Annotated in this window: 12 protein-coding genes; 5 read left to right on the top strand and 7 right to left on the bottom strand. The window is 69.9% G+C overall.

Features of this window, described 5'->3' with window-relative positions; all coding sequences use genetic code 11:
* Positions 1-42 precede the first annotated feature (42 nt).
* Both ACGFNV_RS40385 and ACGFNV_RS40380 read right to left on the bottom strand, forming a co-directional pair.
* Positions 43-1,476 carry a condensation domain-containing protein gene (locus ACGFNV_RS40385; protein ID WP_393629838.1) on the bottom strand — a complete coding sequence of 478 codons (1,434 nt, stop codon included), beginning with the start codon at positions 1,474-1,476 and terminating at the stop codon, positions 43-45.
* On the bottom strand, positions 1,464-3,746 hold the full coding sequence (locus ACGFNV_RS40380) for a peptidase domain-containing ABC transporter (protein ID WP_393629837.1): 2,283 nt from the start codon (positions 3,744-3,746) through the stop codon (positions 1,464-1,466). Before ACGFNV_RS40380 ends, ACGFNV_RS40385 begins: the two co-directional genes overlap by 13 nt.
* 505 nt (positions 3,747-4,251) lie before the next feature.
* On the opposite strand from ACGFNV_RS40380, the gene ACGFNV_RS40375 reads away from it, so the two are divergent.
* A complete protein-coding gene (locus ACGFNV_RS40375) occupies positions 4,252-5,238 on the top strand; it encodes a JmjC domain-containing protein (protein WP_393629835.1) in 987 nt (328 codons plus the stop codon).
* A gap of 14 nt (positions 5,239-5,252) precedes the next feature.
* Here ACGFNV_RS40375 and ACGFNV_RS40370 read toward each other — a convergent pair whose 3' ends face one another.
* Genes ACGFNV_RS40370 through ACGFNV_RS40360 form a run of 3 tightly spaced genes read right to left on the bottom strand, consistent with a single transcriptional unit; the run spans position 5,253 to position 7,755 of the window.
* Complete coding sequence (locus ACGFNV_RS40370; RefSeq protein ID WP_393629833.1) at positions 5,253-6,431, bottom strand: cytochrome P450; 1,179 nt, start codon at positions 6,429-6,431, stop codon at positions 5,253-5,255.
* Positions 6,428-7,084: a D-glycero-alpha-D-manno-heptose-1,7-bisphosphate 7-phosphatase gene (locus tag ACGFNV_RS40365; protein WP_393629832.1), complete on the bottom strand. Its 657-nt coding sequence runs from the start codon at positions 7,082-7,084 to the stop codon at positions 6,428-6,430. Before ACGFNV_RS40365 ends, ACGFNV_RS40370 begins: the two co-directional genes overlap by 4 nt.
* Complete coding sequence (locus tag ACGFNV_RS40360) at positions 7,081-7,755, bottom strand: SIS domain-containing protein (RefSeq protein WP_393629830.1); 675 nt, start codon at positions 7,753-7,755, stop codon at positions 7,081-7,083. The genes ACGFNV_RS40365 and ACGFNV_RS40360 overlap by 4 nt, the downstream gene beginning before the upstream one ends.
* A gap of 164 nt (positions 7,756-7,919) precedes the next feature.
* On the opposite strand from ACGFNV_RS40360, the gene ACGFNV_RS40355 reads away from it, so the two are divergent.
* The 4 genes from ACGFNV_RS40355 to ACGFNV_RS40340 are packed head-to-tail and all read left to right on the top strand — an operon-like array spanning position 7,920 to position 12,149.
* A complete protein-coding gene (locus tag ACGFNV_RS40355) occupies positions 7,920-9,032 on the top strand; it encodes a Gfo/Idh/MocA family protein (protein ID WP_393629828.1) in 1,113 nt (370 codons plus the stop codon).
* Positions 9,029-10,333, top strand: coding sequence for a DegT/DnrJ/EryC1/StrS family aminotransferase (locus tag ACGFNV_RS40350; protein WP_393629827.1), 1,305 nt, complete (start codon positions 9,029-9,031; stop codon positions 10,331-10,333). Before ACGFNV_RS40355 ends, ACGFNV_RS40350 begins: the two co-directional genes overlap by 4 nt.
* Entirely contained in the window at positions 10,330-11,247 is a 918-nt protein-coding gene (locus ACGFNV_RS40345) for a sugar phosphate isomerase/epimerase family protein (RefSeq protein WP_393629825.1), read from the top strand. The genes ACGFNV_RS40350 and ACGFNV_RS40345 overlap by 4 nt, the downstream gene beginning before the upstream one ends.
* Positions 11,244-12,149, top strand: coding sequence for a galactose-1-phosphate uridylyltransferase (locus tag ACGFNV_RS40340; RefSeq protein ID WP_393629824.1), 906 nt, complete (start codon positions 11,244-11,246; stop codon positions 12,147-12,149). Before ACGFNV_RS40345 ends, ACGFNV_RS40340 begins: the two co-directional genes overlap by 4 nt.
* A gap of 90 nt (positions 12,150-12,239) precedes the next feature.
* On the opposite strand, the gene ACGFNV_RS40335 is transcribed toward ACGFNV_RS40340, so the two are convergent.
* The gene (locus tag ACGFNV_RS40335) at positions 12,240-13,664 is read right to left on the bottom strand and encodes a non-reducing end alpha-L-arabinofuranosidase family hydrolase (RefSeq protein WP_393629823.1); all 1,425 of its coding nucleotides are present in this window, start codon (positions 13,662-13,664) and stop codon (positions 12,240-12,242) included.
* A gap of 97 nt (positions 13,665-13,761) precedes the next feature.
* Positions 13,762-16,071 (bottom strand): beta-L-arabinofuranosidase domain-containing protein, encoded by a 2,310-nt coding sequence (locus ACGFNV_RS40330; RefSeq protein ID WP_393629821.1) that lies wholly within the window; start codon positions 16,069-16,071, stop codon positions 13,762-13,764.
* Positions 16,072-16,096: the final 25 nt, after the last annotated feature.

Genomic DNA, 16,096 nt, shown 5'->3' with positions numbered 1-16,096 from the left:
TCTCCAGTGACATCAGGTGGGGCGGTGGCCGCGGGCATCGATTCAGCGGACCAGAGGTACGGCGGGACGGGGCACTTCGGTGCGGGCCGCTCCCGGCCGCGGAGCGGCGGAGGCGCTCGCGCGCGCCACGGTGTCCACCACGTCCGTGGCCATGGCGTGGAGGATGCTCCGGGCCAGCGGTCTGCCGACCGTCTCTCCGTCGAAGCGCAGACTGATGAACAGGCGGTCGTGGTAGGCGTTGCAGCTCAGCAGCATGGCGGAGTCCTGCGTCGAGCTGATGCGGACCAGGGGGTAGGCGTCGGTGGTGATCCTCGACGGTCCCGTGTCGCGTGTCGCCGCGTAGTCGCCCTCGAAGGTGCGCAGGTGGACGATGATCTGCTGCCCGTCCCGCGCGGCGATGCCCGGTGGGAGCTCGGCGGTGCAGGCGGCGATGTCCTGGGACGTCATGATCTGGTGACGCAGGGCGTTGAGAAGCTGACCGCGGACCTGGTCCACCACGCCGGGCAGGTTCTGGTCCAGTCCGCTCAGTGACAGCGGGGCGGAGCCTGCCAGCATCCCCACCAGGTCCCGTTCGCGTGTGGACCGGGTGTCCAACGTGGTCCAGATCGCCAGTCGCTGTCGCCCGGCCGCCCGGCCGGCCGCCCGTGCGAAGGAGCCGACCACCCACTGGGGTACCGTGCACCGCTCTCGCTCGCAGAGCCGGCGCAGCTGTCCCACGATCTCGGCGGGGAACTCGACCCGCACGACGCCGTCCTCGGTGCTGACGGCTTCAGGTGGCCGCGTCCAGCTGTTGACGGCTTCGAAGGCCAGGCGTCGGCGCCAGTCCTGCCGGGCCCGGGCCGTCCGTTCCGGGGTCGCGCCCTCGCGCCGGCGGATCGCCGCGGCGGCGAACGAGGGGGCTGTGGACGGCACCGTGTCCCCTCGCCCGAGGGCCTCGTAGTCGCGCCAGACCTCCCGGGCGAACAGGTGGTGCGCGCGGCCGTCGAAGACGAGGTTCTGGAATGTCGCCAGCAGCGCGTGGTGCCGGTCGTCCTGACTCAGCAGGCGCAGGGTGAACGGGCGGGCGCCCGCCGCCCACGGGGTGACGACGTCGCGTGACAGTACGGCCGAGGCGTACCGCGAGAACTGTTCGGCCGAGGCGGCGCGCACACTCCGCACGCTCACCACCTGCTCGTCGGCGCCGACAGGGTGGGCCTGCTGGCCCTGCGGCAGATCGGGGCCGGGGACCGGCCTCATGTGCAGGGCGTCGTGCCGACGGACGAACGAGCCGAGGGCCTCGACGAGCCGGGAGGTGTCGAGATCACCCTGGATCTCGAAGGAGATGCGGACGTTCTTGTGCATCCAGCCGGCTTGGTTGATCTTCGCGTGGTAGCGCTGTTGCTCGAAGGTCAGGGGCACCACAGCCGGGCCCGGGCTCCCCGGTGTGCCGTCCTGCGGGCGGTCCGAGGAGTTCTGCGGCAGGGTCAGATCAGACACGCGAACTCCTCACCCCTCGCCCGGAGTTCGGCGGGTGCGCCCGACTCCACGATCCGCCCGCCGCTCATGACGATGACCTGGTCGGCCTGGTCGAGAACGGTGAGACGGTGCGCGATGACGACCACAGTGACGCCGGCCGCGAGCAGTCCCTCCAGGATGCGTTTCTCCAGCGCCGGATCCAGGGCGCTGGTCGCCTCGTCGAGGATCAGCAGGCGCGGCTTCTTGGCCAGTGCCCGCGCCAGGACGATCCGCTGCCGCTGCCCACCGGAAAGCCCGTGTCCGCCCGGGCCCACCAGCGTGTTGTAGCCCATCGGCATGGCCTCGATCTCGTCGTGGACGAGGGCCAGCTTCACGGCGTCGATCAGTTCGTCCTTGCCCAGGTCCTCGTCCGCTCCGAAGACGATGTTCTCGCGGATCGAGCCACCGAAGAGCCGGGCGTCCTGGTTGACGTAGCCGATCTGCCGCCGGAACGTGGGCCGGTCCAGTTGCGCCAGGTCCACGCCGTCGACGGTCAGGGTCCCCGCGGTGCAGAGGTGGAGCCCCGCCAGCAGCATGCCGAGGGTCGACTTGCCCGACCCCGATCTGCCCACGACCACGGTGAACTGGCCGGGTTCGATGGCGAATTCCACGTCCTTCAGGGTGGGGACGGGAGCACCGGCGTAGCGGAAGGCCACCCCTGTCGCGGTGATCCGGCCCGGTTCCGCCACCCCGGTGTCGGCCAGCAGCCCGCGCGGCTCCGGCGGGGTACGCAGGACGTCGTCGAGCCGTGCCAACGTGGGCCGGATCATGGCGAGTTGGGAGGCGGCGTCGAACACCCCCACAAGCGGGACGAAGAGCGCCAGTGTCAGAGTCATGAAACCCAGCGCGGCGCCGAGCGAGGTCTGTCCGTCGATCACTTGCCGGACGCCCAGCAGGAGAACGAGGGCAGGGGCCCCGAACTGGATGGTGCGGCTGAGCGACGTGGTCAGAGCGAGACTGCGGCGGGCGTGGAGTCGCTTGTTCACCTCGCGGACCAGTGAGTGCGACCAGCGTTCCGCCGAACGTCCCTCCATGCCACTGGCCTTGAGACTGGTGATGCTCTCCAGCATCTCCACGAGCTCTTCCTGGGACCTCGTCTGCCGCTCCAGGACCTCCTGGCTGAGCACCGTCTGCCGCCGCCAGGTGAGGACGAGAACACCCGCCTGGACGGCGATCAGCGTGATCACCACCGAGGCGAGGAAGGGGTTGACCAGCACGATGGCTGTCAGATAGGCCACGGTCAGCAGGACGTCGAAGGTGGCGGACACCGCCGTGAGGCTGAGCACCTGGGTCAGCACGCTGCTGGTCCGGGCCCTCATCGCCAGATCACCGGAGTTGCGGACGGTGAAATAGTCGTACGGCAGCGAGGCCAGGTGGTCGACGATGCCCAGGGTCAGGCGTTTCTCGATGACCGCCTGCCGTTTGGTCACGAGGAACGATCTCACCACCTGCAGGGTGAGGAACAGGAGCGCCAGGGCGCCCAGAACGGCCGCGGCCAACCACAGCCCGCTGACGGACCGGTCCGGGACCACCTGCTCGACCAGGAAGCCGGTGGTCAGGGGCAGTGCCAGCTCGAAGGCCATCAGTGCGCCCGACACGACAGCGAGTTGTGTCAGTTCCCGGCCGCGGGGGAGGAACTGGCGCAGTTGCCTCCATGGTCCGTGTCCCGTGGTTCCGGCTTCCTTGACGCGGGTCTGCGCCAGGGGAGGTTCGAACTCCAGCGCCACGCCCGTGAACGCCTCGGCCACCGACGCGCGGCTCAGCCGTCGGCGCCCGAACGCCGGGTCGATGACGTCCACGTAGTCCTTGGTCGCCGCCTCGAGCACCACGAAGTGGCTGAAGTTCCAGAACAGGATGGCGCCGGGGGTCAGCTTGGGAAGCGCGTCGAGGTCGACGCGCACGCCTCTGCCGCGCAGGCCGAACGAGCGGGCGATCTCCAGCAGCGTCCGGGCGGACGAACCGTTGCGGCCCGAATCCGCGCGTGCGCGGACCATGTCGAGGTCCACCTCGATGCCGTGGTAGCGCAGGGTGGTCACCAGACAGGCCGGCCCGCAGTCGCTGACCTGGGTCTGGTAGCAGACGGACAGTCGCCTGCGACGGGAAAGGCGGAACCCCTCCCGGGCGGCTGCGACGACGGCCCCGAGCCCCTTGGGTCGATGCGCCCCGGCGTCATGCCCGAACACCGGGCCCAGACCATCAGCCCGTCGATGGTGCTCCAGCGCCTCCGTCCGGAAGCGCGAATCTGCCGACATCCTCCTGCCCTTTCCGGTCCGCGGCAGCGTGCCGGGAGTGTGTGACTCCGGCACGCCGACCAGTTCGTGCGGCACGTTCCGTACCGATGCCCCAGGCGCTGCAGCCGGGCTGCGACGCCTGGGGCGGACGCGCGGTCTCCGTCGGACGGAGCCCGCGACGGGTTCAGCTACTTCAGATGACGCACTTGCTGGACAGGACGAAGGTGCCGCCCACGATGTCGTCGAGTTCCTCGTCGGAGAGGTTGGTGATGTCGATGTCGACCTGGTTGTCGGTCATGTCTTTCCCTTTCTCGAATTGGTGGCGCGGATGCGCGACAATTTCTCCGCAGAAGACCCGAGGGTCGAACGCGGCAACGTGACCGTACCCGAAAGGACGCCCGGAAAGAAAGCCTTGACTGCAAAGTTGACATCGAGTCATAACAGCTGTCACTCTCGACGTCAGTGTGATCCGGTGGAGAGCCGACGGCACTTCGTCGGGCAGCTCCGCAGCTCATGAGGAGGGCCGATGCACGCTCCGACACTCGCCCGGTGGGTGGGGGACACCAGCGCCTTCATGACCACGTACTGGCGCCGGCGCCCCGGGGTGTTCCGGCCGGACGGAGGGGCGTTCAGTCCGTTCACTCTCGCCGACGTCGACGCGGCGTTCGCCACGGGTCTGCTCCGCGATCCGTATGTCGAGATGACCCGCTCCGACACGGCACTGAGCCCCTCGGCCTACCTGTCGTCACGGACGATGTACAGCGCGAAGCACGACGGGTTCGCCGACGAGCGGAAGATCGCGCTGCTGCTCGAGCAGGGCGCGACGCTGCTCATGCGTCGCGTCGACCAGTGGCACGGGCCCACCCGCGAGCTGCTCGCCGCCCTGTCGGACGAGATGGGTCTGCCCGTGGAGGCCTTCTGCTTCGTCACCCCGGCCGGCCGGCAGGGGGTACCGATCCACCGCGACGACGCCGACGTGCTCGTCATCCAGATCAACGGAAGCAAGCACTGGCACGTGCACGAGGGTCCGGCCGACGGCAACTGGCAGCAGGGGCGGGTGGACGACGACCCGCCGCCCGAGGTCATGCAGGCCACGCTCAGGGCGGGTGAAGTGCTGTACATCCCCCGCGGCTACGCGCATCGGGCCACCGGTGACAGCGGACTGTCCGCTCATCTCTCGCTGACCATCCGCGAGGTCCACATGGGCGACCTGTTCCGCAGCCTCCAGAAGATCTCGGCCGGGGAGATGGCCCTCGAGACCCGGCCACTGGACGACGACGCGGTTCTGGCCTGCGCGAAGGCCATGCTGGAGCACGTCCGTTCACGCATCGACGCCCTCTCGCCCGAGGCACTCGTCCGGCACGCCCGCCGCACCCGGCTCGCCCAGCTTCCGGCAACGCCTCCCCCGCTGTCCGTGACCGGGCTGGCCGCGGCCGGGGCCGCGATGCCGGCGGCCGGGCCCGAGGGCCACGAGCCGCCCGGCGGCGCGGACGCGGGTCCCCGGCGGAGCTGACCGGCCGCGGCGGTTCAGTGGAAGGTGACCGGAAGGGCGAGGACCTTGCCCACCGACAGGTAGGGCGAGCGACGCAGTTCCCTCTCGTCGACGGTCACCACCGCGCGGGACTGCCGCAGCGTGTCGAACAGCGCTGTGATGCTGCCGCGAGCGAGGGAGGCTCCGGGGCAGTAGTGCGGCCCGAACCCGAAGGACAGATGGGCGAGTCGGTCGTCGCCGGGGCGGAAGGCCAGGGGGTCGGAGAAGTGCCGCGGGTCCAGATTGCCGGGCCCGAGCCCCAGCAGGATGCGGTCTCCGCGGCTCAGCGCGTGGCCGTCCACGGTGAGCGGACCGCTGACATGGCGCTGCACGAAGCGGAAGGGACAGCCCAGCCTGAGGGTCTCCTCGGTGAGTGCGTCGGCGCCGTGGTCGCCGTGGGTCTCTGTACGGGCCCAGTGGCGGACGGCGTCGGTGAGCAGCGAGGCGAGCGGGTCCAGGGACCCGGTCAGTATCTGCGCGGCGGCCGCCACCGCGGCCTCGGGGCCGAGATCCGGTGACGCCTCGATGGCGCGCAGCGCCTCCGCCGCGGGACCGTGTCCGGTCGCCAGCAGGGTGCCGAGGATCTCCGAGCGGAGTCGGTCCAGCGCCTCCCGCGTGGTCAGGGCCAGGTCGTCGTCGGTCAGCGACAACGGCTTCGCCATGTACTGCACGATGGCATCGGCCGCCGAGACGGCCGGCCGCAGCCGGTGCTCGGGAACTCCGAAGAGGGCGGCGATCAGGTGCCGGGCGAAGGGGTACGAGAAGGTGTCGACCCATTCCGTGGTGCCGGCGGCACGGGCCGCCTCCACGAGTTCCGCACAGCGCGCCCGTGCCGAGTCAAGGACCGGTTCGAGGGCCGCGTTGGTGAACGCCGGCCGCAGTCCTTCCTTCAGGGCGGCGTGGTACTCGCCGTGGGAGAAGAGCGGCCACAGAGCCAGGAACTCCTTGATGGGCCGGTGCAGTTCGTACTGTTCAGGGGGGAGCATCTGCATGAGCGGGTCGCTGATCTTGGCGTTCTGCAGGGACCGTTCACGCAGCAGGGCCCGCACTTCGTCGTAGGTGTTGACGAACAAGGCCTTCATCGTCGGTTCGTAGGTGGACACGGTCTCGCTCATGCCGTGCATGGCGGTGTTCGGATCGTTCACCGAGTAGTCGTCGAACATGGGGTGGGTCACTGCCTTCTGCTCCTTTCGGACTCCCGGACGTCGCCGGGGTCGGCTTCGGGTAAGGGCGGGCCGGCGTGGAGGGAAGCGAGCACGAGGCCCGCCGCGGCTGCCACATCGGGGGCGGTCCGGACGAAGCCCGCCGGCGCTTTCCCGGCGGCCGGCACTCCCCCGCCCCTCGGCGCTCCCACGAGAACGCCGCCTCGGCAGCCGGCGTTCAGTCCGGCGAGTACGTCGCTCACCATGTCGCCCACCATCCAGCTGGCCGCGAGGTCCAGGCGCAGCTCCGCCGCAGCCCGCAGCAGCATCCCGGGGCCCGGTTTCCGGTCCGGGTGTTCGATCACCGTCCGCTCCGCGGTACGGGGGGCCTCGGGGCAGAAGTACGAGGCGTCCAGGCGACACCCCTCGTCGGCGAGCAGCCGCTCCAGGGCCGCGTGGACCGCGTGGTACGCCGTCTCGCTGATCAGCCCCCGGCCGATGGCGGACTGATTGGTCACCAGGACGGTCGCGAAGCCGGCGGCGGTGAGCCGGCGCAGGGCCTCGCCCGCGCCGGGCAGCAGCTGCACCTGTCGGGGGTCGCCGAGATACGGCACCTCGCGGATCAGCGTCCCGTCCCGGTCGAGGAAGACCGCCGGCCGCGCCCCGGACTGGGGACCCAGGGTCACGCCGGCTCCGGCACGTTGAGCAGTGGGGTCTGCGAGGGCGAGCCGTCCTCGCGCTTCGGGGAGGCGACCGGGGCATGCCGAGCGGCATGGCGCTCCAGGGTTCCCCGCAGCATCTGTGCGGCCGCGTGGGAGACCGCCATGTGGACGTCCTCGATGATGCCGTGGTTGCTGCTGGCCACCCGGATGTGGATGTCCGCCAGGGGAGCCACGCCGACGGCGGTGTCACCTGTCAGGGCGACGAGCCGCTGGCCGTTGCGTCTGGCTGTCTCCCCCGCGCGCACGACGTTGGGGCTGGTCCCCGAACAGCTCAGTGCGACGACCAGGTCCCCGGGACGGGCGTAGGCGGCCAGCTGGTAGGCGAACACCTCTTCGTAGGCGATGTCGTTGGCGATGGCGGTGGTGAGGGGGGTGCTGTCGCTCAGGCAGCTTGCCCGCAGCGGCGCGTAGCCCTGGACGGCGCTGGTCTTGAGCAGGTCGGTGACGTGGTGGCTCGCTGTCGCGGAGCTTCCGCCGTTGCCGAGGACGAACACCTGCCGGTCCTCCCTCCGCGCCAGGCTCAGCTGTTCGGCGTAGCGGACCACGGCTGATCGGTCCAGGAGGGACAGGGCGTGCCCCAGTTCCCCCAGGTAGCTCTCCAGCTGGTGGTGTCCGTCGGCCTGACCGGTCGGCATCCCGATTCCCCTCGCGTACGACATCCTCACAACCGCGCATCATGACTGCACATACAATCGCGCCTTGACAGGCTGTCACAGTCGTCAGTCACAATCAAGTGTCGACCCTTTTCCGCTGCTGAACACCAGCTCGCTTGCTTCTTTTCGCAGGAGGAATTTTGTCCATGCCCTCACGGACCGGGCACCATGTCCGGTCCCTGGATGAAACTCCGATCTTCTCCCGGCCCGCGGCCGGGACCCGGATCGGTATCGCGGGGGCGGGTGGTATCGCGAGTTACGCCCATATCCCCGCCTATCTGCAGCTCGGCCTGACCCCGGCCGTCCTCTTCGACAACGACCCGTTCGCGATCGACCGTGCGCTCGACGCGATGGGGGACGTGCCACGGCCCCGGGTCTTCACCTCCGGGGCGCAGTTCGCCGCGGCACTGCCGTCCCTCGGACTGGACGTCCTGGACGTCGCCCTGCCGTCCCCCCTCCACCAGGCGTTCCTGACCGAGCTGTTCGACACCTGCGGGCGGGCCTGCCCGCCGCTGCTGGTGCAGAAGCCCCTGGCGCAGGACAGCCGGACAGCGCAGGACCTCGCCGACCGCGCCGCGGCCCTGGGCGTCCCGATGGCGGTCAACCTCAACGGCCGCTGGGTGCCGACCTTTCGCAAGGCGCGTGAGCTGCTCGCGCACGGCGTGGTCGGGCCCGATCCCCTCGTCTCGTTCGTGAATCGCGGTCTGAACCGCAAGGACGGCGACCAGTGGCGCAGCCGTCTCCCCCGGCTGATCGCCTACGAGATGGCCGTGCACCACGTCGATCTCCTGCACTGGGCCTTCGGGCCGGTCACCTCGGTGTACTCCGTGGTCCGCAATGTCGAGGGACTGGGGGTCGACGGCGACAACGTGGCGATCATCGTGCTGAGATTCGCGTCGGGAGCCGTGGCGAACCTGGTGGAGGACTGGGCCTGCCGCGACGACGGCGTATGGCACTACCACCCGGACGCCGAGCAGATCGTCGTCTCGGGCCCCGCCGGCACCTTGGTCGCCACGCCGAGGGATCTGCGGGTGACCACGGACGCCGGCGAGGAGACCTTCACCACGGCCACGTCGTGGTTCCCGGACGCCTTCGCCGGACCCATGGCCGAGTTCCTCGCGTCGCTGGCGGAGGGCCGGGAGAGCGAACTCGCCGCGGTCCACCACGTCGACGTGCTGCGCACCCTCGACGCGGTGTACGAGTCCTCGCGCACCGGTGAGTCGGTACGCCTGGGGGCGAGAGCGGAGGTGGCGCGTTGAGCGGCGAGTTGTTCCGCGACACCGGCCTCCCCGCTCTCCTCGGCGGGGAACCTGTCCGCACCGCGCCGCTGCCGGTGGCGTACAACGGCTCCGGCAGGCTCTTCGGCCCCCAGGAGGAGGAGGCCGTACGGGCCGTGCTCCGCCGCGGGACGCTCACCCGTTGGGGAGGCACGGCTGTCGACGCCCTCGAACGTGCCTGGGCCGAACGCCTGGGCGTCCCGCACGCCCTCGCCGTGTCGTCCGGGACCGCTTCGCTGCATGTGGCCCTCGCCGCGCTGGACCTCGCGCCGGGATCCGAGGTGGTCACCACTCCGATCACCGACATGGGCACGATCATCGCCATCGTCCAGGCCAACCTGGTGCCCGTCTTCGCGGACGTGGCGCCGGAGACGGGGATGGTGACCTGCGAGACGGTGGAGGCGGCGATGACCGCGCGCACCGGCGCGATCCTCCCCGTCCACCTGTTCGGCCGATGTGCCGACACCGCGGAACTGCGTGCGCTCGCCGACGCGCGCGGCGTCTACCTGGTCGAGGACGCGTCCCAGGCGCACTTCAGCTACGACCGCGAAGGCTTCGCGGGAACGCATGGTCACATCAGTTGCTTCAGCCTCCAGCAGTCCAAGGTGGTCAGCTGCGGCGAAGGCGGGATCGTCGTGGCCGAGGGCCGATTCCACGAGCGCACCGAACTTCTCCAGAACAAGGGGTGGCTCAGGGGCCGGCAGGGCGGCCGGGCCTACCCGATGGTCGGCCTGAACTACCGCATGCCGGAACTGTCCGCGGCGGTGGCCCTGTGCCAGCTCGGCAGGGCGACCGAGATCATCGCTCGACGGCGGCGGTCGTACGCCGTGGTCGTCGAAGCGCTGAAGAACGAGCCGGGGACGGTGATCGCCACCGAACGCCCAGGAGAGCGGGCCAGTTGGTGGGCCCTGTGCGTGCGCTGGCCGGAGCTCGCCGACGAACCGGAGCTGGCCGCCGCCGTGGAGAAGTCGCTCCAGGCCGACGGCGTACCGTTCGCCCCCGGCTACATCGGCACCTCGCCGCTGTACCTGAGCGCCGCCCTCCAGCGCCGGGGCGCGGAAGGGCGCCACGGCCTGCCCTGGACCCTGCACCCGGAGCCGCCCGTCTACCGCCCGGGCGACTGTCCCCACGCCGAGCGCTTCCTGAGAGAGAGCTTCGTGCTGAACTGGAACGAAGGCATCACCCCGGACGACGCCGCCGACATCGCCCGGGCCCTGCTCCGCGCCCTGCCCGCGGCACGCGCGTTCACCGCGTCGGCGGTACCCGTGGGGAGCCGGCCATGACACAGGCCGCCACCTTCGCCGGCTGGGCCCTTGACCCCGGCACCCTGGGATTCCATGTACCGTTCGCCGAGTACGTGGCGGTCAGCGCGTCCTCCGGCTACGACGTGATCGAGGTCCCCGTGGCCGAACTCGTCGCGATCGGGCCGCGCCGGCTCACCGAGCTGTGTGCCCGCAACGGAGTACGGGCCGGTGTCTTCTCCTGCCCGTGGTCGGGGCCGTACAACGGGAGCGTTCCGGACGAGGTGTTCGAGCAGCGCCTCCGGGACATCCCACGGATCTTCGCCCTCATCGCCGAGGCGGGCGGCACGCGGGTCTCCGCCTTCTTCAACGGGCAGCGCCCCGGCATGAGCGCGCTGACCCGTGACCGGCTCGCCGACCGGGCCGGGCGGCTCGCCGCGCAAGCCGCCCGCCATGGGCTGCGCATGTGCCTGGAGCTCAACGACACCCACCATCTCGCCGCCGCCCCGGAGATCCTGCGCACCGCGCAGGAGTCGACCGGTCATCGACCCCAGCTGCTGGTGGACACCTTCCACCTCTACCGGGCGGGACTCGGGCCCGAGTGGCTGAGCACGCTTCCCCACGACGCGGTCGGCTGGCTGCACGTCAGCGGGATTCCGGACGGTACGCCCCGGTCCGCGGACAGCGGTCCGCGCACCGCGCCCTTCCGCGGCCGGCAGTCGACGGCGGACCTGCTGGCCGCGGCCCACCGGGCGGGCTACCGCGGACCGCTGTCCATCGAGGTGCTTCCCGCACCGGAACCGGGCACCGACCTTCGCACCCATGCGACCGGTCTTCTGGAGGTCGCCCGCGGGGGACTCGTGCGGCTGGAGACGGTGGCCGGAGGCCGGCCGGGCGTTCCGCACACGGCCGGTGCCGTGAGCGGTCCGGCGCGGATGCCGGGTGGTGCGGGATGACCGACGCGCCACCGATCGAGAGTTCCGCGCGGATCGCGGACCCGGGCACGCCGACCGGCCGTGGGGTGCTGCGCGACTCCCTCACCGGCCAGCAGGTGCTGATCGCGGGGCACCGACAGGGCAGACCGCAGACGCCGGCCGCGGAGTGCCCGTTCTGCCCCGGCGGCACGGAGGCCCCCGATCCGTACGACGTCAGGGCCTTCCCCAACCGCTGGCCCGCGCTGCCCGGAGCCAGCGAAGTCGTCCTTTACACACCGCGTCACACCAGTTCCCTGGCCCAACTGAGCCAAGGGGAAGTGCGCAAGGTCGTCGATCTGTGGGCCGAGCGCACCGGGGAACTCGGGCGGCGGGCGGACACCGGCTACGTGCTCGTCTTCGAGAACCGCGGCGGCGAAGCCGGGGCGACCGTGGACCACCCGCACGGCCAGATCTTCGCGTTCCCCGAGCCGCCCGACCTCCCCATGCGTGAACTGAGCTCCAGCACATGCGCGTTGTGCGCGGAGAGGGTGCCCGACGAACTGGTCGTGCTCGAAACGCGAGGCTGGCGCACCTGGGTGCCCCGGGCGGCGGCCTGGCCGTACGAGCTGCGCCTCGCGCCCCGCGAACACCTGCCGGACCTGCCGTCACTCACGGCGGGGCCCCGCGACGAACTGGCGTGGATGCTCGGCGAGGCGCTGCGCCGGCTCGACCGGGTGGGGGGCGGGACCATGCCGTCGATGATGTGGATCCACCAGCGGCCCACCCGCGGCCACTGGCCTCAGGCCCATCTGCATCTGCACGTGACCGGCCTCTGGCACGCACCGGGGAGGCGCCGGCACATCGCCGCCGGGGAACACGGCTCGGGAGTGATGGTCAACCCCCTGGAGCCGACGGTGGCCGCCCGCATGCTCCGTGAGGACTAGGGCCTGGCGTTTTAGGGGAGACAGAGCGGAAGCCGGTGGTGACCGTGCCCGGCAGGCACGGTCACCAGCTTGTGGTCAGGTGTGCGCGGGTCAGCGCTGCAGGGTGAGCAGGCCCGGGCGGTACGGCAGTTTGATGTAGTCGGTGCCCGACGGGGTGTTGGGGGACAGGCCCTGGTAGAGGAACTGCAGGTTGCAGGGGTCGATGGTCATGGTCTGGTCGGGGTTGTTGCGGACCAGGTCACCGTGGCTGATGTCGTTAGTCCATGTTGCGCCACTGTTGATCTTGCCCGCGAACGGGTTGGACTCGGTGGCGGCCTGCGGGGTCCACGGACCGTTCAGGCTGGAGGCCGTGAACGAGCGGAAGAAGCGCTGCTCCGTCGCACCGCGAGCCTCGACGATCATGAGGTACTGGTTCTGGCCCTGGACCTTGTAGACCTGCGGCGCCTCGAACAGGTTCTTCACCGTGTCGCTCATGACCGTCGTGTACGACGAGCCGAAGCTGGCCGGGAAGTTCCCGATCGGCATGGTCGACTTGTAGATCTGGCCGTTGTCACCGGCGAAGAACAGGTACATGTTCTGGTCGTCGGCGATCAGGGTCGGGTCGATCGCGCTGCCGTTGGGGACGCTGCCGGTGAACAGCGGCTGCGGCGCGGACCAGCTGGTGGGATCGGTGGGGTTGCTGGACGTGCGGTAGACGAAGGGCCACTGGGTACCCCACCCGTTTGAGGTCAGCACCCAGATGTTCTTGGGCGCGAAGTAGAACAGGGTGGGCGCCACCGCGGACGAGGGCATGGAGATCTGGGCGGCCGAGGCCATGTCCGACCAGTTCGTGAAGGGAGCGAACCCCATCGATTTCCACGACGATCCGTCGGAGTAGGTCGCGTAGACCAGGTGCTTGCCGTTGTACGTCACGGTGGTGAAGTCCTTCAGCGAGGCCCATCCGTTCGCCGGCTGCGCCAGCGGACCCGTCGAGGTCCACCGGTATGTGGATGGAAGAGCACACGAGTTGGTCGTGCCGGACAGACCGGTCCACTTCTGGCCGCCGGCGCCGGTGCAGTTCCACAGCTGCACCGCCGTGCCGTTGGCCGTGGCGCCGCCCGAGACGTCCAGGCACAGCCCGGATTCCACGGCGACGATCGTGCCATCCGCGTTCACCCGCCACTGCTGGTTGGTACCGCCGTTACAGGACCAGATCACCGGCCGGGTCCCGGCCGTGGTGGCGTGGCCCGGGACGTCCAGGCACTTGTTGCCGTAGACGGTCAGCTGGTTGCTGTCCGTCAGCGTCCACTGCTGGTTGGCACCGCCCCAGCAGTCCCAGATCTGCAGGTTCGTGCCGTCGGTCTGGCCGGCGCCCGGCACATCGAGACACCGGCCGGAGCCGACGCCGCGCAGGGCGCCGCTGGTGGCCGCCTGGGCGGGAGTGGCGACGAGCAGCGCCGCCAAAGAGACCAGGGCCGCGATCGCGGCGGCGAGCACCGCAGACGGACGTCTGCGGAGTGAAGTTGGTCTGCGCATGAGGACCTCGCGATTCCAGTACGTTCGGCATACCGAACAATGGTCGAATTGTCGAGCAAACGGGAGGGGCGGAGAACGATCAAGTGCCGAGACGGACCTAGTTCCCCAAGACACGCCACCGGTTGTCGGCGGTGCCGTCGTCCGACTCCTGGACCGCGAACGCGCCGACCGCGGTGGAGTTGCCCGCGATGGCGAGCAGCTTGCCGCTGTTCACGTTGCGGATCTTGTAGGTCCCGTCTCCCTGGTCGAGCAGAGTCCATCTGTGGTCGGCGGTGCCGTTGTCCGACCACTGCAGGACGGTCGCCCCGTCCGTCGTGGCCATGTCCAGTACACCGAGCACCTTGCCGCTGTTGGCATTGCGGAAGCGGACCGCGTTTCCGTCAGTGATCATTTCCCAGTTGTGGTCGGCGGTGCCGTTGTCCGACCACTGCAGAGCGCGGCCACCGTCGGCCGTGGACATGTTCTGGATGCCCAGCAGGAGCCCGCTGCCTACGTTGGCGAGACGGACGGTATTGCCGGTGGTGTTCCAGTAGACGGTGTAGTTGTGGCCGTGCGCGTCGTGGAACGGGCCCAGGTTGACGGTGGAGCCGTTGGCGGTGGCGGTGAAGGCGAGCGAACTGCTGCCGGTCCGCTTGATCGAGGACGTGTTCAGCGACGGCAGGGAGCTGAGTGAGGTGTCACCGTAGTTGCCGGACAGGACCACCGGGCCGTAGGTGATCGCGGCGACGTTCGCGTTGTCGTTGGCCGCTCGCATGACGACCCGCATGGGCAGGCGGACGGTGACCGTGTCGCCGGAGGTCCACGAGCGGGTCAGGGTGGCGTAGCCGCCGGGCGTGGTGGTGATGTTCTGCGCGACGCCGTTGACGCTGACGGTGGCCCCGGTGGTCCAGCCCGGGATGCGGATGCGCATCGCCCAGGTTCCGCTGACGTTGCCGGTGACCCGCAGGGTCGTGGTGTCGCTGACGGGGTAGTTCGTGGTCTGGGTGACGGTGATTCCGCGCTCCGACCAGGTGAGCACCGAGGGCACGAACAGGTTGACGATCAGTGTGTTGTCACTGTGGAAGTAGATGGAGTCCATCAGCCTGGTGTGCATCTCCAGGCCCGTGCCCTGGCAGCACCAGAAGGTGCCGTAGTCGGTGCTCCAGGTGCCGCCGCCCCAGGCCGGGCCCACACCCCGTCGTCCTCCGGGGTTGAGCGGGGTGAAGTAGGTGACGTGGCCGTGGTCGTCGGCCGGGTTCTGCTGGCCGATCATCTGGTTCAGCCACGCCCGCTCGTAGTAGTCGAACAGCGCGACGCGGTTCGGGTCAAGGGCGAACAGTTCCCGGGTGAGGGTGAGCATGTTGACGGTGTTGCAGCTTTCGCAGGTGTCCTTGTTCAGGTAGCCGGCAAGGGCGTTCGGGGCGCGGAAGTGCTCCGCCTGGCTGTTGCCGCCGATGGCGTAGGTGTGCGCGTTGACGGTGATGTTCCAGGCGTTGGTGGCGATGTCCCGGTAGCGGGTCGTGCCGGTGGCCTTGTACTCGCGGGCGGCACCGATCCACTTGGGTACCTGGGTGTTGGCGTGCAGTCCGCTGAGCTGGTCCTGGTTGGACGCCAGGGGGTCGAACACCGCGGCGTGGTCGAACCGCTGGGCGACGGCGAGCCACCGCGCGTCGTCTGTCTGCTGGTAGAGATCGGTCAGCACGGTGTTCATGCCGCCGAACTCGGTCTGCAGCATGGCCTGCATCTGCTGGCCGGTCAGTCTGCCGGTGCGCCAGTCGACCCATCCGGCCAGGGCGAGGAGCACGTCACGGGCCTGGGTGCTGCCGATGTGGCGCCATACGTCCAGCAGGCCGGCGAGGGTCTTGTGGATGGTGTAGTACGGCACGTTGCCGTTGTTCAGGGTCCGCTGCTCGAGGGCGGTGAAGTCGGACTCGGGGTAGCCGGAAAGGTACCCGGCGCTGAAACCGGCGGCGCTGTTGTTGGCCTGGCACTTGGCCAACTCCGCAACCATGTGGGTCGCCTTGTCCCGGCAGGTGGTGTCCCCGGTCACGGCGTACAGCTGGGCCCACGCCGTGAGGAAGTGCCCTTGGACGTGGGTGCGGAAAGGGAAACTCGGCGCGTCCCAGCCGCCGGTGGCGGCCGCGCCGTTGGTGGACAGCTTGTGGTTGGCGCGGAAGTTGTACAGCAGCCGGTCGACATCCACGAACCGCAGGTAGTTCTGGGTGCGGTTCTGGTTGTCCAGCCACCGGCTTGCGGTGAGCTGGACCTGGCCGAGTTCGAAGGGGTGCGCGGAGACCCCGATGTCAGCCCTGGCGGGAGGTGCGGCCGCATGGGCGGGAGATGCGCCGATAAGGGATCCGGTGGCAGAGGCGGCGGCGGTGGCCCCGGCCAGTTGCAGGAGGCGCCGTCTACTGACGGAGGAAGACATTGTGCACCTTTCGGTGACGACGGAG

Origin of the sequence: Streptomyces sp. NPDC048751 (assembly GCF_043198595.1) — a bacterium.
Taxonomy (GTDB): domain Bacteria; phylum Actinomycetota; class Actinomycetes; order Streptomycetales; family Streptomycetaceae; genus Streptomyces.
The sequence above is the reverse complement of the archived record's forward strand: the minus strand, read 5'-3'. Positions and strand labels throughout refer to the sequence as shown.

What these genes read in the sequence shown, in the direction of transcription:
- ACGFNV_RS40335 (WP_393629823.1), bottom strand. Translation starts at nt 13,664, where the DNA reads ATGCGCAGACCAACTTCACTCCGCAGACGTCCGTCTGCGGTGCTCGCC.
- ACGFNV_RS40330 (WP_393629821.1), bottom strand. Translation starts at nt 16,071, where the DNA reads ATGTCTTCCTCCGTCAGTAGACGGCGCCTCCTGCAACTGGCCGGGGCC.
- ACGFNV_RS40355 (WP_393629828.1), top strand. Translation starts at nt 7,920, where the DNA reads ATGCCCTCACGGACCGGGCACCATGTCCGGTCCCTGGATGAAACTCCG.
- ACGFNV_RS40380 (WP_393629837.1), bottom strand. Translation starts at nt 3,746, where the DNA reads ATGTCGGCAGATTCGCGCTTCCGGACGGAGGCGCTGGAGCACCATCGA.
- ACGFNV_RS40340 (WP_393629824.1), top strand. Translation starts at nt 11,244, where the DNA reads ATGACCGACGCGCCACCGATCGAGAGTTCCGCGCGGATCGCGGACCCG.
- ACGFNV_RS40375 (WP_393629835.1), top strand. Translation starts at nt 4,252, where the DNA reads ATGCACGCTCCGACACTCGCCCGGTGGGTGGGGGACACCAGCGCCTTC.
- ACGFNV_RS40360 (WP_393629830.1), bottom strand. Translation starts at nt 7,755, where the DNA reads ATGCCGACCGGTCAGGCCGACGGACACCACCAGCTGGAGAGCTACCTG.
- ACGFNV_RS40345 (WP_393629825.1), top strand. Translation starts at nt 10,330, where the DNA reads ATGACACAGGCCGCCACCTTCGCCGGCTGGGCCCTTGACCCCGGCACC.